Genomic DNA, 22,335 nt, shown 5'->3' with positions numbered 1-22,335 from the left:
GATGCAGGGACGGCTTCAGGACCGGGTCGCCGTGGTGACCGGGGCGGGCAGCGGCATCGGCCTGGCCACCGTGCGGCGGTTCGCCGCCGAGGGGGCCCGCGTGGTCTGCGTGGACATCGACGCCGAGGCGGGCAAGCGGGCCGCCGACGAGGTGGCCGGCGAGTTCGTCGCCACCGACGTGGCCGACGAGACGGCCGTCCGGGAACTGTTCGACGGGGTGGCCGAGCGGCACGGCCGGGTGGACGTGGCGTTCAACAACGCCGGCATCTCACCGCCGGACGACGACTCGATCCTGGAGACCGGGCTGGACGCCTGGGAGCGGGTGCTGCGGGTCAACACCACGAGCGTCTACCTCTGCTGCAAGTACGCCATCCCGCACATGCGCCGGCAGGGCAAGGGCTCGATCATCAACACGGCCTCGTTCGTGGCGCTCATGGGGGCGGCGACGTCGCAGATCGCGTACACGGCGAGCAAGGGCGGGGTGCTGGCGATGACCCGCGAGCTGGGCGTGCAGTTCGCCCGGGAGGGCATCCGGGTCAACGCGCTCTGCCCCGGCCCGGTGGCCACGCCGCTGCTGCTGGAGCTGTTCGCCAAGGACCCGGAGCGGGCGGCCCGCCGCCTCGTCCACGTGCCGATGGGCCGGTTCGGCAACCCCGAGGAGATCGCCGCCGCGGTGGCGTTCCTGGCCAGCGACGACGCCTCGTTCATGACCGCCGCGCAGTTCGTGGTGGACGGCGGGATCACCGGCGCCTACGTGACGCCCCTATGAGCCGGCGGCCGGTGATCGGCATCACGTCGTACGTCGAGCCGGCCGGCTGGGCGGTGTGGCGGGACGTGCCGGCGACGCTGGTGCCGCAGGCGTACGTCCGCGCGGTGACCGCGGCCGGCGGCCGGGCCGTGGTGCTGCCCCCGGACGACGCCGACGCCGACGTGCTGCGGGTGCTGGACGGGCTGCTGCTGGCCGGCGGCGCCGACGTCGGCCCGGAGCGGTACGCGGCGGCGCCCGACCCGCGCACCGAGAGCCGGCCGGACCGGGACGCGGGCGAGCTGGCGTTGCTGACCAAGGCGCTCGCCGCCGACCTGCCGGTGCTCGGCGTGTGCCGGGGCATGCAGCTGCTCGCGGTGGCCTACGGCGGCACGCTGCACCAGCACCTGCCGGACGTGGTGGGGCACGACGGCCACCGTCCCGCCCCCGGGGTGTACGGGTCGCACCCGGTCCGGTTCGCCGCCGGCAGCCTGGCCGGGGCGGTGATGGCCGGGGTGGACCGGGTCAACTCGTACCACCACCAGGGGGTGGCCGACCCGGGCGGCCTGGCCGTGACCGGCTGGGCCGACGACGGGGTGGTGGAGGCCGTGGAGGATCCGGCGCGGCGCTTCCTGCTCGGCGTGCAGTGGCACCCGGAGAACGACGCCGATCCCCGGCCGGTCGCCGCTCTGGTCCACGCGGCGACACCCCACGACACCGGCCGGGCCGACCCCCCGGAGCGCCCGACTCGCCGCCGGCCGCCGGTTACGTCAGGATGAGGCGTACGTAACCAGCGCCCCCGGGCCGCGATGCGTTACGTTGCTCCTCCGCCTGGGTAGTAGGCGGGGCACGACCGGCGTAGCTGCGCCGGTCGTCGTGGACTCGGCCGGAGCGGGAGGCTGCATGGGCTCGGCCCAGGGGGGCGGGGGCGTCCATCGTTCGTCCTCGGAGACCGGGGAGACGCTTCCACCACTGCTGAGCGCGGCGTTCGCCGCGGGGGGCGAGATGGGCGAGCGGCTACGCGGCTTCAACTGGTCGCGCTCCCCGCTCGGCGCCCCGCACCGCTGGCCCCCCGCGCTCAGCCACGCGGTCAGTACGATGCTCTCCTCGCGGGCCCAGATCGTGCTGTTCTGGGGCCCGGACCACCTGGCCTTCTACAACGACGCCTACCGGCCCACCATCGGCGACAAGCACCCGACGGTCCTCGGCCAGTCCGCCCGTCAGCACTGGGCCGAGACCTGGGACGTGCTCGGGCCCCTGCTCGACGGCGTGCACGGCACCGGCGCGCCCTACCGCGGCGAGAACCACCCCTTCGTGCTCAACCGGCACGGCTTCCTGGAGGACGTCTACTTCGACATCTCGTACGACCCCATCCGGGACGCCGACGGCAGCGTCAGCGGGGTTATCTGCTTCGTCAACGAGACCACCGGGCGGGTGGTCGGCGAGCGCCGGCTGCGGGCCCTGGCCGAGCTGGGCACCGAGCTGGCCGACGTGGGCAGCACCCTGGAGCTGGGCCGGGCGGTCGCCCGGGTGCTGGACACGCACCGGGCCGACGTGCCGTTCAGCGCGGTCTGGCTGCACGACGAGACCGGCGTCCCGGTGCTGGCCGGCTGCGCGGGGCTGGACCCGGGCCGGGTCGCCGGCGGGCCGCCGGAACCCCGCTCCGGCGAGGCCCCGGACGAGGCCCGCTGGGTCCCCACCGCGGACCTGCTCGGCGCGGTGCCGCCGGACGCCGCCGACCGGGCGCTGCTGCTGCCGCTCACCGCCGTCAACGAGCCGGCCGGCGTGCTGCTGCTCGGGGTGGCCCGCCGGCTGCCCTTCACCGACGACTACCGCCACTTCGCCGACCTGGTCGCCGCCCAGATCTCGCGGGCCGTCGGCAAGCAGCGGGCGTACGAGCAGGAGCGGGCCCGCGCCGCCGCCCTGGCCGCGCTGGACCACGCCAAGACCAACTTCTTCGCCAACGTGAGCCATGAGTTCCGCACCCCGCTCACCCTGGTGCTCGGGCCGCTGGAGGACCTGCTCGCCGACCGCGACGTGCCCGACGCGTACCTCGACCGGCTGACCGTGATGCACCGCAACGCGCTACGGCTGCTCAAGCTGGTCAACACCGTGCTCGACTTCTCCCGGCTGGAGTCCGGCCGGCTGACCGCCCGCTACCAGCCCACCGACCTGGCCGACTACACCTCCCGGCTGGCCAGCACCTTCCGCTCGGCCACCGAGCGGGGCGGCCTGCGCCTGGTCGTGGACTGCCCGCCGCTGCCGTCGCCGGTCTACGTCGACCGGGACATGTGGGAGAAGATCGTCCTCAACCTGGTGTCGAACGCGGTCAAGTTCACCTTCGACGGCGAGATCCGGGTCCGGGTGAGCGCCCGCGCCGGCGCCGCCGTGCTGGAGGTCACCGACACCGGGGTCGGCATCGCGCCGGAGGAGCTGCCGCAGGTGTTCGAGCGGTTCCACCGGGTTCCCGGCGCCCGGGCCCGCACCCACGAGGGCACCGGCATCGGCCTCGCCCTGGTCCGCGAGCTGGTCGAGATGCACGGCGGCACGGTCGAGGCCCGCAGCGTCGTCGACCAGGGCACCACCTTCACGGTCACCGTGCCGTTCGGCTACGCGCACCTGCCCGCCGACCGGGTCTCGGCCCTCGCCCCGGTGCCGCCGGCCGAGCCGGAGCAGGCCCGGCTCTACGTCGCCGAGACCGCGCTCTGGACCGACGCGGTGGCCCGGCCCGGGGGCCTGCCGGAATCGGCCGGGGTGGCGGGGGGAGCGGGCCGGATCCTGGTCGCCGACGACAACGCCGACCTGCGCGAGCACGTCGGCCGGCTGCTCTCCCCGGCGTACGAGGTGGTCGCCGTGCCGGACGGCGTGGAGGCGCTGCGGCTGGCCGTCGACTCCCCGTTCGACCTGGTGCTGACCGACGTGATGATGCCCCGGCTGGACGGCTTCGGGCTGGTCACCGCGCTGCGCGCCAACCCGGTCACCCGGCACGTGCCGATCGTGCTGCTCTCCGCCCGGGCCGGCGCGGCGGAGGAGGTCGCCGGTCTCTCGGTCGGCGCGGACGACTACCTCACCAAGCCCTTCTCCAGCCAGGAGCTGATCGCCCGGGTCCGGGCGAACGTCGAGCTGGGCCAGCTCCGCGGCCAGATCATCCGCCGCCTGCGGGCGCTCGCCGACGCCGCCGTGGCCATCAACACCGCCCGGTCCACGGCCGAGGTGGTGCAGGTCGCCGCGCGGCACGCGCTCAGCCTGGCCGAGGCCGGCCGCGTGGTGGTCACGGCCACCGGCGCGCGCTACGAGGCGGACGGCGGCGGGGAGGTGTCCGCCGAGCCGTCGGTGGTGCTCCCGCTGACCGGCACCACGGAGGAGCAGCTCGGGGAGCTGCGGGTGTGGCGCCGGGAGGGCGGCGGCACCGAGCAGGCGGCGCTCACCGAGCTGGCCCGGCTAATCGGCGTGCGGCTGGAGAACGCCCGGCTCTACGAGGCCGAGCACCGGATCGCCACCACCCTCCAGCACAGCCTGCTGCCGCGTACGTTGCCGCAGCTCCCCGGCGCCGTGGTGGCCAGCCGCTACCTGCCGGGCAGCGCCGACGTCGAGGTCGGCGGCGACTGGTACGACGTGATCGGCGCCGCCGACGACGAGCTGGTGCTGGTGATCGGCGACGTGGTCGGCAAGGGGGTGCGGGCCGCCGCCGCCATGGGCCAGCTCCGCAACGCGCTGCGGGCGTACGTGCTGGAGGGCTACGACCCGGGTGAGGCGCTGACCCGGCTCAACCGGCTGGTCGGCTCCACCGAGGGCGGATCGTTCGCCACCGTCGTCTGCCTCCGCTTCTCCCCGCGCACCGGCCGGTTGCGGTACGCCAGCGCCGGCCACCCGTCGCCGCTGCTCATCCGGGACGGCGACGCCGTGTTCCTGCACGACCGGGCGCTCGGGCCGCCGGTCGGGGCGATCCCCGGCATGGCGTACCGGACCGTCGACGCCGAGCTGGCCCCCGGCGGCCGGCTGCTGCTCTACACCGACGGGCTGATCGAGGACCGGCAGTCCGGCATCGACGCCGGGCTCCGTCAGCTCCGGGCGGACGCGACCACCCCGGGCGAGCACGTGGCCGACCTGGTCGACGCGGTGGTCGAGCGGGTCGCTGAGCGGACCCGGCACGACGACGTGGCGGTGCTGGCGCTGGAGGCGACCGAGCTGAACCGCTTCGCGCTGCGGCTGCCGGCCGACCCGACCCGGCTCAGCGTGCTGCGCAAGCGGCTGGAGGACTTCCTCGTCGCCCACCACGTCGGCGAGACCGACCTGTTCGACCTCACGGTGGCCATCTCCGAGGCCGCCGCCAACGCCATCGAGCACCCCGTCGCCCCGGCCGAGCCGACGATCGGGGTCGAGGTGACCATCGAGGACCGGACCGTGACCGCGAGGGTCCGGGACAGCGGCCGGTGGAAGGAGTCCACCGGGTCGAGTTTCCGGGGTCGGGGGCTGTCGCTGATCCAGGCGCTCGGCGAGATGACCGTGACCCGCACGGACGACGGCACCGAGCTGGTCCTGCGCCGCCGGCTGGCGGACTGACGCCGCGCCGGGTGGCGGCTCAGGCCGGCGCCAGCCAGTCCTGCTCGCCCAGGCCGGAGATCTCCAGCACCCGCCGCACCTGCCGGGACGGCAGCACGGTGAGCCCGCCGGGGAACTGCTGGGCCAGCCGGACCACCGCGTGGATCGCGGCCGAGTCGAAGAAGGTCACCGCCCGCAGGTCGAGCGTGACGTGGCGGGCGGACTCCCGCAGGACGGTCTGGTACATGGTGTCGGCGGTCGCCATGTCGACCTCGCCGGCGATCTGCACGCGCAGTTGATCACCGTCGATCTCCGCCGTCGCGGAGAAGACGGGCGGCGCGCCCCCTTGATCCACGCAGCAACAATGGCACAGCCCCTGCGGTGCGGCAACAACCCGGGCGAGCGGGCCGTGGCGGGGGTCACCAGGGGCGCGGCGATAGGCTTGTCGTCATGACCGTCCGTGCGCCGCTGACCCCAGGCACGCTCTCCCCGTGGCGAGCGGTTCCCGCTGACATCCCGCGTCCGGAGTACGTGGGCAAGAAGCGTCCCCAGGAGTGGCGCGGCTCGCACGTGCAGACGCCGGAGACCATCGAGAAGATGCGCCTGGCCTGCCGGCTCGCCGCCCAGGCCACCCAGCTCGCCGGGGAGCACTGCAAGCCGGGGGTGACCACCGACGAGATCGACAAGGTGGTCCACGAGTTCCTCTGCGACCACGGCGCCTACCCGTCGACGCTGGGCTACAAGGGCTTCCCGAAGTCCTGCTGCACCAGCCTCAACGAGGTCGTCTGCCACGGCATCCCGGACTCCACCGTGCTCGAGGACGGCGACATCATCAACGTCGACGTGACCGCGTACATCGGCGGGGTGCACGGCGACACGGACGCCACCTTCTGCGTGGGCGAGGTGAGCGAGGAGGCCCGCCTGCTGGTCGAGCGGACCCACGAGGCCATGATGCGCGGCATCAAGGCGGTCGCACCGGGCCGGCAGATCAACGTGATCGGCCGGGTCATCGAGTCGTACGCCAAGCGGTTCGGTTACGGCGTGGTGCGCGACTTCACCGGCCACGGCATCGGCGAGTCCTTCCACAGCGGCCTCTACGTCCCGCACTACGACAGCCCGCGGCCCACCGACGTGATGGAGCCCGGGATGACCTTCACCATCGAGCCGATGATCACCCTGGGCACCTACCAGTACGACATGTGGGACGACGGCTGGACCGTGGTCACCAAGGACCGCCGGTGGACGGCGCAGTTCGAGCACACCATCGTCGTGACCGACGACGGCCACGAGATCCTCACGCTGCCGTGACCGACACCCCGGCGGCGCTGCGCGAGGCGCACCACGCGGACGTGTCCGGCGGCTGGCTCCGGCCGGCCGTGTTCGGGGCGATGGACGGGCTCGTCACCAACATCGCGCTGATCGCCGGGGTCGGCGGCGGCGGGGTCTCGCCCCGCAGCATCGTCCTCACCGGCGCGGCCGGGCTGGTGGCCGGCGCCATCTCGATGGGCCTGGGCGAATACACGAGCGTCCGCTCGGCCAACGAGCAGGTGGCCGCCGAGGTGGCCAAGGAGCGGCGCGAGCTGGAGCGGCACCCCGAGGCGGAGGCCCGCGAGCTGGCCGACGCGTGGGTGGCCCGGGGGCTGCCGCGGGACCTGGCCACCCAGGTCGCCGAGGCGGTCCGGCGCAACCCGGAGGAGGCGCTGCGGGTGCACGTCCGGGAGGAGCTGGGCGTCGACCCCGACGAGCAGCCCAGCCCGTGGGCGGCCGCGGTCTCCTCGTTCCTCTGCTTCTCGGTGGGCGCGCTGGTGCCGCTGGTCACCTACCTGCTCGGCTTCACCAGCCTGGCGCTGGCGCTCGCCGTCGGCGGGATGGGGCTCTTCGTGGCCGGCGCAATCGTGGCCCGGTTCACCAACCGCACCTGGTGGACCGGCGGCCTGCGGCAGTTGCTGCTCGGCGCCCTCGCGGCCGGCGCCACCTACCTGGTCGGCGCCCTCATCGGCATCCAGGGCGGGATCGGCTAGCGGTCCGGCCCCGGCCTAGCCGCCGAGCAGCTCGCCCACTGTGCCGTCGACCGGGCGGCCCCGGGCCGCCAGCTCCTCGGCCTGGCGGGCCAGCACCATGCCCACCTCGGTCATGTCCGCCCCGGCCAGGCCGGTGCGCCGCACCGCGTCGCCCGGGTCACGGAAGTAGGTGCGGCTCAACAGCCCCTGCACGGTGGCCGCGGCCAGCCGGGCCTCGCCGAGCATGAGCAGCGCCGGGTCCGTCTCGTACCACTCGGCCAGCCGCAGCGCCCGGGCGTGGGCCGCGCTGCCCCGGTACCAGGCCTGGCGGGCCGCGCCGGTGAACTCGCCCGGCCGGGCCCGGGCCAGCCGGGCCAGGTGCTCGTCGCGGAGCGTGCGCAGCCAGCCGGTCGGGTCGTGCAGGGCGCGGGTGGTGACGTACCGGTCGGCGGTGAGCGGCCAGAGCGCGGTGATCGCCGTGGCCTGCCGCAGGTAGTCGTCGGCCCCGGCCACCGTGAGGTCGACCAGCACCCCGTCCACCCGGCGGGTGGCCGGCGACGGCCCGGCGCCCGGCCGGTAGGTGGCCACCAGCAGCCCCACCTCGCCGTTGCCGCCGCCGTCGTCGTCGCCGTGCGCGAGCGCGCCGTGCACGGCCACGGCGAGGACGTCCGCCGGGAACCGGCGCAGCGCCGCCACGCTCACCCGCTCGGCGACCCGCCAGCGGGGATCGTCCAGGTAGCGGTCGGTGTCCAACTCGGCGCCGCCGGCTGCCACGGTCCACCTCCGTTCCGCGCGCGGCCCGCCCGGCGGCGGCCCGGCGCGCGTCGACCGACCACCACCCTAGCCAGCCGGACCTGGCCCGCCGGCTCGCCGCGCCCGACGGTCAGGCGGCCGGCTCGCGCGCCGGGACCAGCCGGAACACGCGGATCTCGCGGCCGCCGGCCCGCTCCACATAGGTGCGGTAGGCCGGCCACTCGTCGACCAGCCGGGTGAACAGCCGCTCCCGCTCCGCGCCGCTGATCGGCTCGGCGCGCACCGGGACGCGGCGCCCCTTGACGTCGACCTCGGCGGCCGGCTGGGCGAGCAGGTTCAGCGACCAGGCGGGCTGGTGCTGCTGCCCCCAGTTCGAGCCGATCACCACGAAGGCGTCGCCGTCCGGGACGTAGAGCAGGGGATTGCTGCGCGGCTTGCCGGAGCGGCGGCCGGTGGTGGTGAGGATCAGCGAGGGCACCAGCCCGAAGGCGACCACCCGCCCCTTCGTGAGCCGGCCGACCAGCCGGTCGGCGGGGACGAGCAGGCGCATGGTGGCGGCGAACCACTGCTGGTGACCGAGACGACGGGTGAGGGACTGCACGGCGGACACCCGCCCAGTGTGCCGCTCGCATTCCGCCCGCGACACCCCCCGGCCCGCTCGAGGGCGGTCAGTCCAGCCGGCGCTCGACGGGCAGCCGGGACCGGGTGAGCAGGGCCGCCCCCACCATGGCCACCAGCGGCACGACCACCAGCACGGTCAGCGTCGACCCGGGCACCACGAGCGGGTAGGGCGGCTCCACCGGCCAGGACTGGGCGTACCGGCGGTTGATCGAGATCAGGACGATGGCCGCCGAGCCGAGGCCGGCGAGGATGCCGAGCACCGACCCGAGCACCGCGATCACCCCGGCCTGGCAGAGCGACAGCAGCCGGCGTACCCGGGGATCGGCGCCGACCGCGGCGAGCGTGGACAGGTCCCGGCGGCCCTCGGCGGCGGCGAGGCCGGTGGCCACCGCGGCCGCCCCAAGGGTGATCAGGCCGGCGGCTCCGGCCAGCAGGAGCAGCAGCGGGCGCTGGTCGGACGGCGGCCCGGCCGTCGCCACCTGGACCGCCAGCGGGGCGACGCCGCTCAGCTCGGCGGCCAGCCGGTCCCGCTGGCGGGCGGTCGGCTCGTCGGCGGTGTCGACCACGTAGCCCAGCGGCGCGGGCACAAGGCCGAGCGCGGCGGCCGCCGCCGCGGAGACCACCAGCCGGTCCACCGGGAGGCCACCGCGGAGCGCGTGCCCGGGCAGGGTGCCCGCGGCCACCGGCGCTCCGGAGCCGTGGCTGACCTCCACCCGCACCCGACCGTCCACCACCTGCGCGGGATCGGCCACCACCACCCCACCGGCCGCCAGCGTCCGGCGGGCCGCCGCCACCTCCTCGGCCGGGGCGCCGGTCAGCGCGGGCAGCGCCGTCCCGTCGTCCACGACGGCCGGCAGGTAGAAGTCGCTCGGGTCGCGGAACGGCCGCACGCAGCGCGCGTCGGTCCGCGCCGCGGCGGGAACGGCGTCGATGGGGTCGTACGGGCACCGCTGCTCGGGCGGGCGCACCGCGGTGGCCACGCAGTAGTCCTCCGGGTTCGCCGGCTGGGCGCACTCCGGGGTCGCGAGCGGGACCACCGTGGCTCCCGGCAGCACCGCCCCGACCCGCTCCGCCACCTCGCCGGCCGGGGGCAGCGCGCCGGTGGCCGGCCCGTCGGTGCGCTGCAGCAGCACGTGCCCCGGGGGCAGGCCGGGCTGCCAGGCCTCCCGCTGCCGGGCGTCGTCGCTGGCCACGTAGACGCCGAGCGCCACGCTGCCGGCCACCGCCGCCATCACGGCGGAGATGGCCGGCGCGGCCGACGAGCGGTTGCGGCTCGCGTCGCGCAGCGCCAGCCGGGGTGTCAGCGGCAGCAGCCGGCCGGTCCGGGCCAGCAGCCCGATGAGCGTCGGGGTGCAGAAGACCAGCCCCAGCTCGCCCAGGACCACCCCGGCCAGCACGCCGGTCGGGGTGGTCCGGGTGGCGCCGAACGCGGCCAGGGCGGCGCCGGCCACGGTGAGCAGCAACCCGAGCACCAGCCAGCGGCGCCCCGGCCGCGGCGGCTCCCGCCGGCCGGCCAGCCCGGCCACCACGTCCTGCCGGGCCGCCGCCCACGCCGGGGCGAGCGCGGCCAGCACGCCCGCCAGCACCGCCACCGCGACGATCGCCGCCAGCGCCGCGGGAAAGACGCGGTACGCCCCGAAGCGCGCCTGCATCACGTACTGCTCGACCAGCGGGCGGCCGGCGAACGCGGCGCCGATGCCGAGCAGCAGCCCGACGGCCGCACCGCCCGCGCCGAGCACCACCCCGTCGGCGAGCACGATCCGGCGCAGGTGTGTGGCGTCCCCGCCGGCCACCGCGACCAGTGCGAGGTCCCGCCGCCGGCGGCGTACGCCGACCGCGAAGGCCGGGCCGACCAGCAGCACCACCTCCAGCAGGCCGAGCCCGCCGACCAGCACGGTGTTGCCGGCCTCCTCGGCGTCGGGCAGGCCGGGCCCGGTGGCCATCTCGTCCCGCCCGGGCAGCGCGGTCCGGGCCGACACCAGAATTCCGCGGGCGTTCAACCGGTCGGCCAGCGCCGCGTCCACCGGCCCGGGCAGGTCCACGAGCCAGTTCTCGTCCGCCACGCCGGGCGGGGCGGACGGGATCTCCGGCCGGAGCGCGACCACCTCCCGCAGGCTGTCCGGGAACTCCACCACCCCGACCACCCGGTAGGTGGTGCCGTCGACGGTCCGCACCGGCTCGTCGAGGCGGGCGCGCAGCCGGCGCAGCGCCGCCGGGCTCACCGCGATCTCGTCGGGCCGGGTGGGCCGCCGGCCCTCGCACAGGCTGGCCAGCGGGCGCGCGAGCGGGTCGGTCAGGTCGACGGCGCGGGCGTCGAACGACACGGTCTTCCGGTCGACCCGTACCTCGAACGGCACCCACCGGCGCAGCCGGGTGAGCCGGCTGCCGGCGGGCAGCAGGGCCTGCAACTCGTCAGCCGTGACCGGTCGGGTCCGGGGGACCGCGTCCCCCTCGACCGGCCAGGAACCCTCCCCCCAGGCGTCCTGGGTGATCGGGTTGACGTCGATCCAGCGCAGCTCCGCGTCGGCGGCGCCGAGCTGCCGGTCCATCCGCTCGGCCCGGGTCAGCTCGGCCATGTCGTAGCTCACCGCAGCGAAGCTCAGCCCGAGCACCGGCAGCGCGATCATCACGAGCACCAGCGCCGTACGCCGGCGCGCCCGGCCGGCCTCCCGCCGGGCGATCCGCAGCGCGGTCCGCCACGACCCGAGCGTGACGGCGAGCCGGCCCGGCTTCACCGACCGCTGCCGCTGAGCAGGTGCTCCACGCCGACCAGCGGGGCCGTCGAGTCCACCAGCACGCCGTCGCGGAGGAAGACCACCCGGTCCGCCCAGCCGGCGTGCCGCGCCTCGTGGGTGACCAGCACACCGGCCGCGCCGGCGTCCACCCGGCGGCGCAGCAGGTGCAGCACCGCCTCGCCGGCCTGCGAGTCGAGCGCGCCGGTGGGCTCGTCGGCGAGGACCAGGCGACGCTCGCCGACCAGGGCCCGGGCGATCGCCACCCGCTGTTGCTGGCCGCCGGACATCTGGTCGGGGAACCGGTCCGCCAGCCTGGCCACGTCCACCTCGGCGAGCGCGGCCAGGGCCGACCGGCGGGCCGCCCGGACGCCGGCGCCGTCCAGTTCGAGGGGGAGCGCCACGTTCTCCACGGCGGTGAGGCTGCCGAGCAGGTTCAGATCCTGGAAGACGTAGCCGATCCGGCGGCGGCGCAGCCGGGCCAGGTCGCGGGCCGACAGGCCGCCGAGGGACTCGCCCTCGACCACCACCTCCCCACCGGTCGGCCGGTCCAGCCCGCCGGCCAGGGCCAGCAGGGTGGACTTGCCGGAACCGGAGGGCCCCATCACCGCCACCAGTTCGCCGGCCGCCACGGTGAGGCTCACCCCGCGCAGCGCGTGCACGGCCGCCTCGCCGGCGCCGTGGGTCCGGTGCACCGCCCGCAACTCCAGCACGCCACCCATGGACTCACCTCCTGCCGTCACCGGCGGGCCTCCTCGTCGGCCCGGTCCACCGCCTCCGGGTGGATGACCGGCCGGCTCGGCGCCGGACGGTGGCGGACCAGGCTCGTCTCGCAGTGGTCGAGCCAGCGGACCTCGGCCTCGGCCTGGAAGATCATCGCGTCCAGCACCAGGCGCCAGGGCAGATCCTCCGGCTTGTCACTGGCGTACTTCAACCGGGTGAACTCCTGCAGGGCCCGCATGGTGGCGCTGCGCTGGGTCTGCACCACCGAGCGGACGTCCACGCCGGGGGTGGTGAGGGCCAGGGCCAGCTTGATCGACAGCTCGTCCCGGGGCCGGTCGGCCCGGCTGATCGGGGTGGCGAACCAGAGCGCCAGGTCCGCCCGCCCGGCGTCGGTGATCTCGTACGGCCGCTGCCCACCCTCGCTCTCCGGCAACGAGCGGACCAGGCCGTCGCGCTCCAGCCGGGCCAGGGTGGTGTACACCTGCCCGATGTTCAGCGGCCAGGTCGACCCGGTCGACTCCTCGAACGCCGAGCGGAGCTGGTAGCCGTACATCTGGCCGCGCTCCAGCAGGGCGAGCAGGCCGTGGCGGATGGACATGGCCTGGAGTATGCATACCTGGTATGCGGTCCGCAACCGCAGGGTTCCGCCGGGTGACCGGGGCCCCGCTCAGGCCTGCCGGCCGGGGAACGGCACGGTGACCGGGGTCACCCCGGCGGTGCGCCGCCAGCGGGTGGCCCGCAGCGCGCAGTCGGTGAGCGCCGCGAGCGCCCGGTTCCGGTCCGCCCCGGTGGTGTGCGGCAGCGCCGCCCGCCAGTGGCCGGCGGTGCGCTCCTCGATCTCGACGGCCAGCTTGAGCGCGCTCGCCCGGTCGGTCACCGGGTACGGCAGCGCGTAGCCGGCCCGGTCGGCGGGAACCGGACCGCCGCCGGAGCTGAGCTGGAGGACGAGGGCGTCCCGGCGGGACCGGTGTGCCCCCTCGGCGGCGCGGGCGGCGGAGCGGGCCGCCTCGGTCAGGTGCACGCCGATCACCCCGTACGCCCAGATCGCCGCGTACTCGGCGGCGAGCGCGTCGCCGAGGGCCTGGACCGGGCCGCTGGTCGGGTTCACTTCAACGCCTCCACGTGGGTCGCCCGGGCCGCCGCGATCGAGCCGAGCAGCGCGGCCCGCTCGGCGGGCGCGGCGGCGCACGCCTTCGCGGCGTTGTCCCGCCCCTCCTGCTCGGCCTGCCGCAGCTCGGTCCGGACGGTGTCCGGGTCGACGGCGGCCTCCGACGGGCCGGCGGCCGGGCTGCCCGACGGCGCCGGCCGGCCGATGACCTTGCGCAACTCCTCGGCGTGCGCCCGGTGCGCGTCGGCGATCGGGGTGAACCGCTCGGCCAGCGCCGGGACGGCGGTGGCGGCGGCCCGGTAGCGGGCCTCCAGCGCGGTGGCCTCGGCCGCGAGCGGCTCCAGCGGATCGGGGGGCTTGGACTCGTCGTCGCGGTCGAAAAGATCACAGCCGGTCAGCGGCACGGCCGCGCCACCGAGCGCGACCAGCGCCCCGGCGCGCAGCAGCGCCCGCCGGGAATGCCCCGGTGTGCCCTGATCCGATGTCGTTCTGCCCGTCGCCACCGGACAAGTCAACACCATCTCCACCGTCCTGTGGGCCAGTGGCGTCGGTGCGCCGCCCGGGCCGCCGCCCGGCCCGCGCGTTACGCTCTGCGCAGCCACCGGGCGCGAACGCCCCGGTGGCGTGCCGGCATGGCGGGCCGACCGGCCCGCCGAGCAGTGACACGACGGACCCCCGGGCCCGTGGCAACAGCAGAGAGGTGCGCCGAATGACGCAGCGTGGCCGTGCCACCCGGCCGACGGGGCCCTCGGGGCGCCCCCGCCGGTCCGACGGCACCCGGGGCGCGGACCGGGGCGGTGCACCCCGCGGCGACCTGAACGCGCGCCGGGCCCGGCTGCGCGAGGTGATCGAGCCGGTGGTCACGGCCGCCGGTTACGACCTGGAGGACCTCTCCGTGTCCCGCGCCGGCCGCCGGCACGTGGTCCGGGTGATCGTGGACGCCGACGGCGGGATCAACCTGGACGCCGTCGCGGACGTCTCGCGGGCGGTCTCGGCGGCGCTGGACGCCGCCGAGGAGGCCGGCGGGGACATCGTGGCCGGCGAATACCAGCTCGAGGTCAGCTCGCCCGGCGTGGACCGCCCGCTCACCCTGCCCCGGCACTGGCGGCGCAACGCCGGCCGGCTGGTCAAGGTGACCGTCCACGGCCCGGAGGGGGACCGGCAGGTCACCGGCCGGATCGCCGCCGCCGACGACGAGCGCGTGGCGCTGGAGACCGACGCCGGCCGTGCGGAGCACCCGTACGCCGAGCTCGGTCCGGGCCGGGTCCAGGTGGAGTTCACCCGCCTGGACGAGGTGGCCGACGAGGACTTCGGTGACGACACCGACACCGACACCGACATCGACGACGACGACGAAGATCTGGAGGACGAGGAGAGGTGAACATCGACCTCGCGGCGCTGCGCGCACTGGAGCGCGAGCGGGAAATCCCGTTCGACACGATCCTCGCGGCGATCGAGACCGCGCTGCTGACCGCCTACCGGCACACCGACGGCGCCGAGCCGCACGCCCGGGTGGAGATCGACCGCAAGACCGGGACCGCCTCGGTGTACGCCCAGGAGGTGGACGCCGACGGCAGCGTGGTCCGGGAGTGGGACGACACCCCGCACGACTTCGGCCGGATCGCGGCCATGACCGCCAAGCAGGTGATCCTCCAGCGGCTGCGGGAGGCCACCGACGAGGTGCACTTCGGCGAGTACGTGGGCCGCGACGGTGACCTGGTCACCGGCGTGGTGCAGGCGCACGAGGCGCGGTCCGAGAAGGGCATCGTCAGCGTCGACCTGGGCAAGCTGGAGGGCGTCCTGCCCCAGTCCGAGCAGGTCCCCGGCGAGCGGTACGCGCACGGCGAGCGGATCCGCTGCGTCGTGGTGCACGTCGCCAAGGGCATGCGCGGCCCGCAGATCACCCTGTCCCGGTCGCACCCGGCCCTGGTGAAGAAGCTCTTCGCCCTGGAGGTTCCGGAGATCGCCGACGGCACCGTGGAGATCGGCGCCATCGCGCGTGAGGCAGGTCACCGCACGAAGATCGCGGTGCGTTCGACCGCCCAGGGGGTCAACGCCAAGGGCGCCTGCATCGGCCCGATGGGCCAGCGGGTCCGCGCGGTGATGAGCGAGCTGCACGGCGAGAAGATCGACATCATCGACTGGTCGGACGACCCGGCCACCTTCGTCGGCAACGCGCTCTCGCCGGCCAAGGCGCTCCGGGTGGAGGTGGTCGACCTGGCCAGCCGTACCGCCCGGGTGACCGTCCCGGACTTCCAGCTCTCGCTGGCGATCGGGCGGGAGGGGCAGAACGCCCGGCTTGCGGCCCGGTTGACCGGTTGGCGGATCGACATCCGCTCCGACGCGGAGCAGAGCGGCGCGGCCGGCCGGGGCGGAGCTGATCACGTTCCCGAGGCGGGCGGCGCGATCTCGAGCAGCTAGGGGTAGACTTCCTCCAGTGGCACGACGCGCGCTGCCGGAGCGCACCTGTGTGGGCTGCCGGAAGCGAGCGCCGGCCAGCGAGTTGCTGCGAATCGTCGCGATCGGTGACGAGGCTGGTCATTACAGCCTCCGGCCTGATCCGGCGCGCAGACTGCCGGGTCGGGGAGCGAACATGCACCCGGATCCGGCCTGCTTCGCGCAGGCGGTGCGGCGCCGCGCCTTCGGGCGGGCACTGCGCATCACCGGGGTCCCCGACCACGGTGCGCTCGCGGAGCACGTTGACGCGCAAACCCCGACGACCGGTCAGCCCGACCGGTCGAGGGTCGCTAGCAAGGTAGGACGACCGACATGAGCACACGATGAAGTCCCTGAAATGACCAGGCTTCAAGTGCAGGAGTGAGGTCGCTGCGGGTGCTGCCCGCACGACCTCGGAGTGAGGAGTGCAGTGGCAGGAAAGGCCCGCGTACACGAGCTTGCCAAGGAGCTCGGGGTCGAGAGTAAGACCGTTCTCGCCAAGCTCAAGGAGATGGGCGAGTTCGTGAAGTCCGCGTCCAGCACCGTCGAGGCGCCCGTCGCCCGACGGCTGCGTGGCGCATTCGTCGCGTCCGCCGGTGGTTCCTCGGCGCCGGCCGCCCCGTCGGCGGCCGCCCCGAGCCCGGCAACGACAACGACCCCGACCCCGTCCCCGACCCCGGGCGCCCCCCGGGTCTCGGCCAGGCCGATGCCGCCGCGGCGGCCGACCGCGCCGACCCCTGGACCGAAGCCCAAGGGCCCGGTCCCCGGCCCGCCGCAGCCGGCGACCCCGGTCGCCAAGCCGGCGAGCGCGCACGACATCGAAGTGGCGGCCGCCGAGGCGCGCGCCGCCGCCCTCAAGGCTGAGCAGGAGGCCGCGGTCAAGGCCGCGCAGGCCGCCCGCCAGCAGCAGCGGGAGAACGTCCGCCGCGAGCCCCCGACCGAGGGTGGTCCCCGTCCGGGGCCGCGTCCGGGCCCCAACGCGGCGCCGCCGCGTCCGGGTGCCCCGGCCGCCGGCCGTCCCGGTGGTCCGACCCCGGGCCCGGGTGCCCGACCGGGCGGTCGTCCGCCGGCGCGCGGCGCCGGCAACAACCCGTTCGGCATCCAGGGTGGCCAGCAGCGGCCCCCGGCCGCCGGTGGCGGCGGTCCCCGGCCGAGCCCGGCGGGCATGCCGCCGCGGCCCAGCCCGGCCTCCATGCCGCCCCGGCCCAGCCCGGCCTCCATGCCGAGCCAGCGGCCGACCACGGGTCGCCCCGGTGGCCCCGGTGGCGGTCGTGGTGGTCCCGGCGGCGGCGCGGGCCGTCCCGGTGGCGGCGGCGGTGGCTTCCGCGGCGGTCCCGGCGGCGGTGGCGGCGGCGGTGGCTTCCGCGGCGGTCCCGGTGGCGGTGGCGGCGGCGGTGGTGGTTACCGCGGCGGTCCCGGTGGCGGCGGTGGCGCTCCCGGTGGCGGTTTCCGCCCGGGTGCCCCGGCCGGCGGCGGTGGCCGTCCGGGTGGTGGCGGTCGTGGCCGTGGCGGCGGCGCCGCGGGTGCCTTCGGGCGTCCGGGTGGCCGACCGACCCGTGGTCGCAAGTCGAAGAAGCAGCGCAGACAGGAGTTCGACAACCTGTCGGCCCCGACCATGTCCTCGGGTGCCCCCCGCGGTCAGGGTCAGGTCGTCCGGTTGTCCCGTGGCGCCTCGCTGTCGGACTTCGCCGACAAGATCAACGCCAACCCGGGTTCGCTGGTCCAGGAGATGTTCAACCTGGGCGAGATGGTGACGGCGACCCAGTCCTGCTCCGACGAGACCCTGCTGCTGCTGGGTGAGCACCTCGGCTTCGACGTGCAGATCGTCAGCCCGGAGGACGAGGACCGCGAGCTGCTCGCGCAGTTCAACATCGACCTCGACGCCGAGGTCGCGGCGGAGCGCCTGGTCAGCCGTGCGCCGGTCGTGACCGTCATGGGTCACGTCGACCACGGTAAGACCAAGCTGCTCGACGCGATCCGCAAGGCGAACGTCGTGGCCGGCGAGGCGGGTGGCATCACCCAGCACATCGGCGCCTACCAGGTCCACGTCCCGCACGAGGGCGAGGACCGCGCGGTGACCTTCATCGACACCCCGGGTCACGAGGCGTTCACCGCCATGCGTGCCCGTGGTGCCCAGGTGACGGACATCGTGATCCTGGTGGTGGCGGCCGACGACGGTGTGATGCCGCAGACCATCGAGGCGCTCAACCACGCCAAGGCGGCGGACGTGCCGATCGTGGTCGCGGTCAACAAGGTCGACAAGCCCGAGGCGAACCCGGACAAGGTCCGCCAGCAGCTGACCGAGTACGGCCTGGTCGCCGAGGAGTACGGCGGCGACACCATGTTCGTCAACGTGGCGGCCAAGCCCGGCATCGGCATCGAGGAGCTTCTCGAGGCCGTGCTGCTGACCGCCGACGCGTCGCTGGAGCTGACCGCTCCGATCGACGGGCCGGCGCAGGGTGTCGCCATCGAGGCGCACCTGGACAAGGGCCGTGGTGCGGTGGCGACCGTGCTGGTGCAGAAGGGCACCCTCCGAGCCGGCGACTCGATCGTCGCCGGTGGGGCGCACGGCCGGGTCCGGGCCATGCTGGACGAGAACGGCAAGCCGGTCGACGAGGCCGGGCCGGCGCGTCCGGTCATGGTGCTGGGTCTGACCACGGTGCCGGGTGCGGGTGACACCTTCCTGGCCGCCGAGGACGACCGGACCGTGCGGCAGATCGCCGAGCAGCGGCAGGCACGGCGGCGGGCGGCGTCCTTCGCCAACTCCCGTGGCCGGGCGACTCTCGAGACGCTCATGGAGCAGCTCAAGGAGGGCGAGAAGACCTCGCTCAACCTGGTGCTCAAGGGCGACGTCTCCGGTTCCGTGGAGGCCCTCGAGGACGCGCTGTTCAACCTCGACATCCCGGAGGAGGTCCAGCTTCGGATCATCCACCGGGGCGTGGGTGCGATCACCGAGAGCGACGTCATGCTCGCGAGCGCCTCGTCCGAGGCGGTCACGATCATCGGCTTCAACGTGCGGGCCGCCAACAAGGTCCGCGAGATCGCCGACCGCGAGGGCGTGGAGATCCGTTACTACACGGTCATCTACCAGGCCATCGAGGAGATCGACGCCGCGCTCAAGGGTCTGCTCAAGCCGGAGTACGAGGAGGTCGAGCTGGGCACCGCGGAGATCCGCGACGTCTTCCGCTCGTCCAAGATCGGCAACATCTCCGGCTGTATCGTCCGGTCCGGCCTCATCCGCCGCAACGCCAAGGCGCGGCTGCTGCGGGACGGGGCGGTCGTGGCGGACAACCTCACGATCAGCTCCCTCAAGCGGTTCAAGGACGACGCGACCGAGGTCCGCGAAGGCTTCGAGTGTGGTCTGACGCTGGGCGGTTACAACAACGTCCAGGTCGGCGACGTCATCGAGACCTTCGAGATGCGGGAGAAGCCGCGCGCCTGAGCGGTGTGAACGACGGCGACGGCCGGGGCCTGCGGGCCCCGGCCGTCGCCGTTTCCGCAGGCTGCGACAATCTCCGGCGTGCTCAGGTACGCGCTGCTCCTCGCCCCCTCCGCCAACCGCGTCTACGCCGACGCCGCCGGCCGGCTGGCCCACGCCGAGCTGACCGTGTTCGCCGGGTCGGGGGTGCTCGACGCGCCGCCGGTCGACGCCGCCGTGGAGCGGATCGGCGGGGTGGAGTACCTGACCTTCGCCGCCCCGGAGCCCGGACCGGGCGCCCGGGACCTGGCCCACCTGGCCAACCTGTCGGCGGCGTACGCGCTCTTCGAGCGGGTGGGCGACGACCTGCTCCGGCCGGTGCCGCTGCACCCCCTCGCCCGGTACGACTCCGACCTCGTCACCATCCCCAAGTACGCCGGCAAGACCAACGAGCAGTTCACCCGGCTGCTGCTCAACGTCACCCTGCTCGCCTCGGCCTCGGCGCCCCGGATGCTCGACGGTCCGGTCGTGGTGCTCGACCCGCTCTGCGGGCGGGGCACCACCCTCAACCAGGCGCTCATGTACGGCTACGACGGCATCGGCGTGGAACACGACGGCAAGGACGTGGACGCCTACGCGGCGTTCCTGCGTACCTGGCTGCGCCGCAAGCGGCTCAAGCACACCGCCGAGACGGTGCCGGTGCGGCGGGACCGGAGGCTCGTGGCCCGGCGCTTCGAGGCGGTCGTCGCGCCGTCCCGGGACGCGCACCGGGCCGGGGCGACCCAGCGGGTCACCGTGCTGCACGCCGACACCACCCGGGCCCGCGAGGTGCTCCGACCCGGCTGCGCCGATGTGATCGTCACCGACGCCCCGTACGGGGTGGCGCACGGCAGCCGCACCGGGACCGGCCTGTCCCGCAGCCCGCTGGACCTGCTCACGGCCGCCGTGCCGGTGTGGCGGGAGCTGCTGCGCCCGGGCGGCGCGCTGGGGCTGTCCTGGAACACGCTCGTGGCCCCGCGGGCCGCCGCCGAGGCGGTGCTGGCCGACGCCGGCCTGCGGGTGGTGGACGGGCCCGGCTGGCGGGACCTCGCGCACCGGGTCGACCAGGCGATCGAGCGGGACGTGCTGGTGGCCGTCGCGGACGGCGACCCCGGCCCGGCGCGGCGCAGCGACCGGGAGCCGTCGCAGGAAACCGGGTGACCGGGGCCGTGCTCCTGCCGTACCGTTGCTCGCCGTGTACACCGGAACCGCGCAATTCGACCTGTTGCTCCCGGGGGACTCCCGGTCCCTGAAGGCCAAGCGGTCGTACGTCCGGCCGATCGTCGCGGCGCTGCGCCGGTTCGAGGTGTCCGCCGCCGAGGTGGGGGCGCTCGACCTGCACGGCCGTACGCAGATCGGGGTGGCCGTGGTGGCCGCCGAGCCGGCGCACGTCCGCGAGGTGCTCGACTCCTGCGAGCGGCTGGTCGCCGCCCGGCCGGAGGTCGAGCTGCTGTCGGTCCACCGCCGCCTGCACGGCGCGGAGGACTGACCGGGCCGGTCGCCGGCAGCGGCGGCCCCGCGCGAGCGTGGCGATCGCGCGGGTAGTGTTCGGGATGTTGAGCGGTCGGACCTGGCGGCGCCGCGCCGTCGTCTCCGGCCGACGGCTCCAGGTCGCGGCGCGGCGTCAGGCGTGCCGAGCCGGAGCCGTCGTAGGAAGCAGGAAGCCCTGGAGGTGGGGGACATGACGGATCCGGCCAAGGTTCGCCGGCACGCGGAGCGCATCCGTGAACTGGTCGCGTCGGTGGTGCGGAGCCAGATCAAGGACCCCCGGCTCGGCATGATCACGATCACCGACGCCCGGATCACCGCCGACCTGCGCGACGCCACGGTGTTCTACACCGTGCTCGGCGACGCGGCGGCCCAGGCCAGCACCGCCGCCGCGCTGGAGAGCGCCAAGGGCATGCTGCGCAGCACCGTGGGCAAGGCGCTCGGGCTGCGCCACTCGCCGACCCTGACCTTCGTCCTCGACGACGTGCAGGACCAGGTCAAGCACATCGACGACCTGCTCGCGGCGGCCCGCAACGCGGACGCCGAGGTGCAGCGCCTGGCCGCCAAGGCCGAGTACGCGGGCGAGCCCCAGCCGTACCGGGTCGAGGACGAGGACGAGGACACCGAGGACGCCGAGGTCGAGGAGACCGGGGACGGGGAGCCGCGCGGCGGCGACCGCCCGTGACCGGTTCCGCCGAGGGCGGCCCGCCGGACGGCGCCGGCCCGACCGACACCGACTGGGCGGCCGCCGTCGCGGCCGTACGCGGGCTCCCCGCCACCGCGCGGGTGCTGCTCATCTGCCACGTCAACCCGGACGGCGACGCGCTGGGCAGCATGCTCGGCTTCGGGCTGGGCCTGCGCCGGCTCGGCGTGCGGCAGCTCCAGGCGACCTTTCCCGGGCCGCCGGAGGTGCCCGAGCCGTTCCGCTGGCTGCCCGGCTCCGACCTGCTGGTGGCGCAGGACGACGCGTACCCGGATCCGGACCTGGTGATCTGCTTCGACGCGGCGAGCGAGTCGCGCCTGGGTGACCTGGTCGACCGGCTGGACAAGGCGGGCACGGCGCTGGTGCTGGACCACCACGCCTCGAACACCGGGTTCGGCGCCATCCAGCTGGTGGACCCGCAGGCGGCGGCCACCTCGGTGGTCGCGCTGGGCCTGCTGGATCGGCTCGGCGTGACGCTGGACGCGGACATCGCGGCCGGCCTCTACGTGGCGCTCAGCACCGACACCGGCTCGTTCCGCTTCGAGGCCACCACGCCGGCCGTGCACGAGATGGCGGCCCGGCTGCTGGCCACCGGGATCCGGCCGGGGGAGATCTCCCGGAAGATCTTCGACACCCGGCCGTTCGGCGCCGTGCGCCTCTTCGGCGAGGTGGTGGGCCGGGCCCGGCTGGAACCGGCGGCCGCCGCCGGGCGCGGGCTGGTCTGGACCTACGCCACCCGGGAGGACCTGGCCCGGCACGACCAGCCGGCGTACGTGCTGGAGGCCCTGATCGACTCGGTGCGCTGCACCGCCGAGGCGGACGTGAGCTGCGTGGTCAAGCAGTCCGGCGACGCCGAGTGGGCGGTCTCGCTGCGCAGCAAGGGCGCCGTGGACGTGAGCCGGGTCGCGATGGCGCTCGGGGGCGGCGGGCACCGGTTCGCGGCCGGGTTCACCGGGCGGGGCACGGTCGACGAGGTGGTGGAGCGCATCCGGGCGGAACTGCCGGGCGCCCTGCTGCCCGCCTGACC

Annotated in this window: 21 protein-coding genes; 13 read left to right on the top strand and 8 right to left on the bottom strand. The window is 75.3% G+C overall.

All coding sequences use genetic code 11. The features are described 5' to 3' along the window. Window position 1 precedes the first annotated feature (1 nt). The 3 genes from ABZS80_RS25055 (at window position 2) to ABZS80_RS25045 (ending at window position 5,308) form a co-directional block, all read left to right on the top strand. Window positions 2–769: a 3-oxoacyl-ACP reductase gene (locus tag ABZS80_RS25055; protein WP_355059512.1), complete on the top strand. Its 768-nt coding sequence runs from the start codon at window positions 2–4 to the stop codon at window positions 767–769. Beyond that, the gene (locus tag ABZS80_RS25050) at window positions 766–1,524 is read left to right on the top strand and encodes a gamma-glutamyl-gamma-aminobutyrate hydrolase family protein (protein ID WP_355059510.1); all 759 of its coding nucleotides are present in this window, start codon (window positions 766–768) and stop codon (window positions 1,522–1,524) included. Before ABZS80_RS25055 ends, ABZS80_RS25050 begins: the two co-directional genes overlap by 4 nt. A gap of 124 nt (window positions 1,525–1,648) precedes the next feature. Then, window positions 1,649–5,308: a SpoIIE family protein phosphatase gene (locus ABZS80_RS25045; RefSeq protein WP_355059508.1), complete on the top strand. Its 3,660-nt coding sequence runs from the start codon at window positions 1,649–1,651 to the stop codon at window positions 5,306–5,308. A 19-nt stretch (window positions 5,309–5,327) separates the two neighbouring features. Here the strand turns inward: ABZS80_RS25045 and ABZS80_RS25040 are convergent, their stop codons facing one another. Further along, the gene (locus ABZS80_RS25040) at window positions 5,328–5,642 is read right to left on the bottom strand and encodes an STAS domain-containing protein (RefSeq protein WP_355059506.1); all 315 of its coding nucleotides are present in this window, start codon (window positions 5,640–5,642) and stop codon (window positions 5,328–5,330) included. 95 nt (window positions 5,643–5,737) lie between these two features. Here ABZS80_RS25040 and map point away from each other — a divergent pair, with 95 nt between their 5' ends. Then, entirely contained in the window at window positions 5,738–6,595 is an 858-nt protein-coding gene (gene map, locus ABZS80_RS25035; protein WP_151463579.1) for a type I methionyl aminopeptidase, read from the top strand. Beyond that, a complete protein-coding gene (locus tag ABZS80_RS25030) occupies window positions 6,592–7,308 on the top strand; it encodes a VIT1/CCC1 transporter family protein (RefSeq protein WP_355059504.1) in 717 nt (238 codons plus the stop codon). The genes map and ABZS80_RS25030 overlap by 4 nt, the downstream gene beginning before the upstream one ends. A gap of 15 nt (window positions 7,309–7,323) precedes the next feature. Here the strand turns inward: ABZS80_RS25030 and ABZS80_RS25025 are convergent, their stop codons facing one another. From ABZS80_RS25025 to ABZS80_RS24995, 7 genes are all read right to left on the bottom strand, one after another. Continuing rightward, complete coding sequence (locus ABZS80_RS25025; RefSeq protein ID WP_355059502.1) at window positions 7,324–8,061, bottom strand: nucleotidyltransferase domain-containing protein; 738 nt, start codon at window positions 8,059–8,061, stop codon at window positions 7,324–7,326. A gap of 109 nt (window positions 8,062–8,170) precedes the next feature. Beyond that, window positions 8,171–8,650: a nitroreductase family deazaflavin-dependent oxidoreductase gene (locus tag ABZS80_RS25020; RefSeq protein ID WP_355059500.1), complete on the bottom strand. Its 480-nt coding sequence runs from the start codon at window positions 8,648–8,650 to the stop codon at window positions 8,171–8,173. 58 nt (window positions 8,651–8,708) lie between these two features. Further along, window positions 8,709–11,396: an FtsX-like permease family protein gene (locus ABZS80_RS25015; protein WP_355059498.1), complete on the bottom strand. Its 2,688-nt coding sequence runs from the start codon at window positions 11,394–11,396 to the stop codon at window positions 8,709–8,711. Further along, window positions 11,393–12,115 (bottom strand): ABC transporter ATP-binding protein, encoded by a 723-nt coding sequence (locus tag ABZS80_RS25010; RefSeq protein WP_355059496.1) that lies wholly within the window; start codon window positions 12,113–12,115, stop codon window positions 11,393–11,395. Before ABZS80_RS25010 ends, ABZS80_RS25015 begins: the two co-directional genes overlap by 4 nt. Before the next feature lie 17 nt (window positions 12,116–12,132). After that, window positions 12,133–12,714, bottom strand: a complete 582-nt coding sequence (locus tag ABZS80_RS25005; protein WP_355059494.1) for a PadR family transcriptional regulator — start codon at window positions 12,712–12,714, stop codon at window positions 12,133–12,135. A 69-nt stretch (window positions 12,715–12,783) separates the two neighbouring features. After that, window positions 12,784–13,224, bottom strand: a complete 441-nt coding sequence (locus ABZS80_RS25000) for a ferritin-like domain-containing protein (protein ID WP_355059492.1) — start codon at window positions 13,222–13,224, stop codon at window positions 12,784–12,786. Next, window positions 13,221–13,670, bottom strand: coding sequence for a hypothetical protein (locus ABZS80_RS24995; protein ID WP_192579929.1), 450 nt, complete (start codon window positions 13,668–13,670; stop codon window positions 13,221–13,223). Before ABZS80_RS24995 ends, ABZS80_RS25000 begins: the two co-directional genes overlap by 4 nt. 263 nt (window positions 13,671–13,933) lie before the next feature. Between ABZS80_RS24995 and rimP the strand changes: the two genes are divergently transcribed. The 8 genes from rimP to ABZS80_RS24955 all read left to right on the top strand — a co-directional run bounded on the left by rimP (window position 13,934) and on the right by ABZS80_RS24955 (window position 22,333). After that, window positions 13,934–14,605, top strand: coding sequence for a ribosome maturation factor RimP (gene rimP / locus ABZS80_RS24990; RefSeq protein ID WP_355059490.1), 672 nt, complete (start codon window positions 13,934–13,936; stop codon window positions 14,603–14,605). Next, window positions 14,602–15,645 (top strand): transcription termination factor NusA, encoded by a 1,044-nt coding sequence (gene nusA, locus ABZS80_RS24985; RefSeq protein ID WP_151464241.1) that lies wholly within the window; start codon window positions 14,602–14,604, stop codon window positions 15,643–15,645. The genes rimP and nusA overlap by 4 nt, the downstream gene beginning before the upstream one ends. Window positions 15,646–15,661: 16 nt before the next feature. After that, on the top strand, window positions 15,662–15,997 hold the full coding sequence (locus tag ABZS80_RS24980; RefSeq protein ID WP_091268548.1) for a YlxR family protein: 336 nt from the start codon (window positions 15,662–15,664) through the stop codon (window positions 15,995–15,997). Window positions 15,998–16,090: 93 nt separating this feature from the next. Continuing rightward, a complete protein-coding gene (gene infB, locus ABZS80_RS24975) occupies window positions 16,091–19,102 on the top strand; it encodes a translation initiation factor IF-2 (protein WP_355059488.1) in 3,012 nt (1,003 codons plus the stop codon). A 78-nt stretch (window positions 19,103–19,180) separates the two neighbouring features. Further along, a complete protein-coding gene (locus ABZS80_RS24970) occupies window positions 19,181–20,278 on the top strand; it encodes an SAM-dependent methyltransferase (protein WP_355059486.1) in 1,098 nt (365 codons plus the stop codon). Window positions 20,279–20,312: 34 nt separating this feature from the next. After that, the gene (locus ABZS80_RS24965; RefSeq protein ID WP_151464239.1) at window positions 20,313–20,606 is read left to right on the top strand and encodes a DUF503 domain-containing protein; all 294 of its coding nucleotides are present in this window, start codon (window positions 20,313–20,315) and stop codon (window positions 20,604–20,606) included. 192 nt (window positions 20,607–20,798) lie between these two features. Continuing rightward, entirely contained in the window at window positions 20,799–21,290 is a 492-nt protein-coding gene (gene rbfA / locus ABZS80_RS24960; protein WP_355059484.1) for a 30S ribosome-binding factor RbfA, read from the top strand. Beyond that, entirely contained in the window at window positions 21,287–22,333 is a 1,047-nt protein-coding gene (locus ABZS80_RS24955; RefSeq protein WP_355059482.1) for a bifunctional oligoribonuclease/PAP phosphatase NrnA, read from the top strand. Before rbfA ends, ABZS80_RS24955 begins: the two co-directional genes overlap by 4 nt. Window positions 22,334–22,335 lie beyond the last annotated feature (2 nt).

The sequence above is a fragment of the Micromonospora sp. NPDC005305 genome (assembly GCF_040607315.1).
GTDB lineage: Bacteria > Actinomycetota > Actinomycetes > Mycobacteriales > Micromonosporaceae > Micromonospora.
The sequence above is the reverse complement of the archived record's forward strand: the minus strand, read 5'-3'. Positions and strand labels throughout refer to the sequence as shown.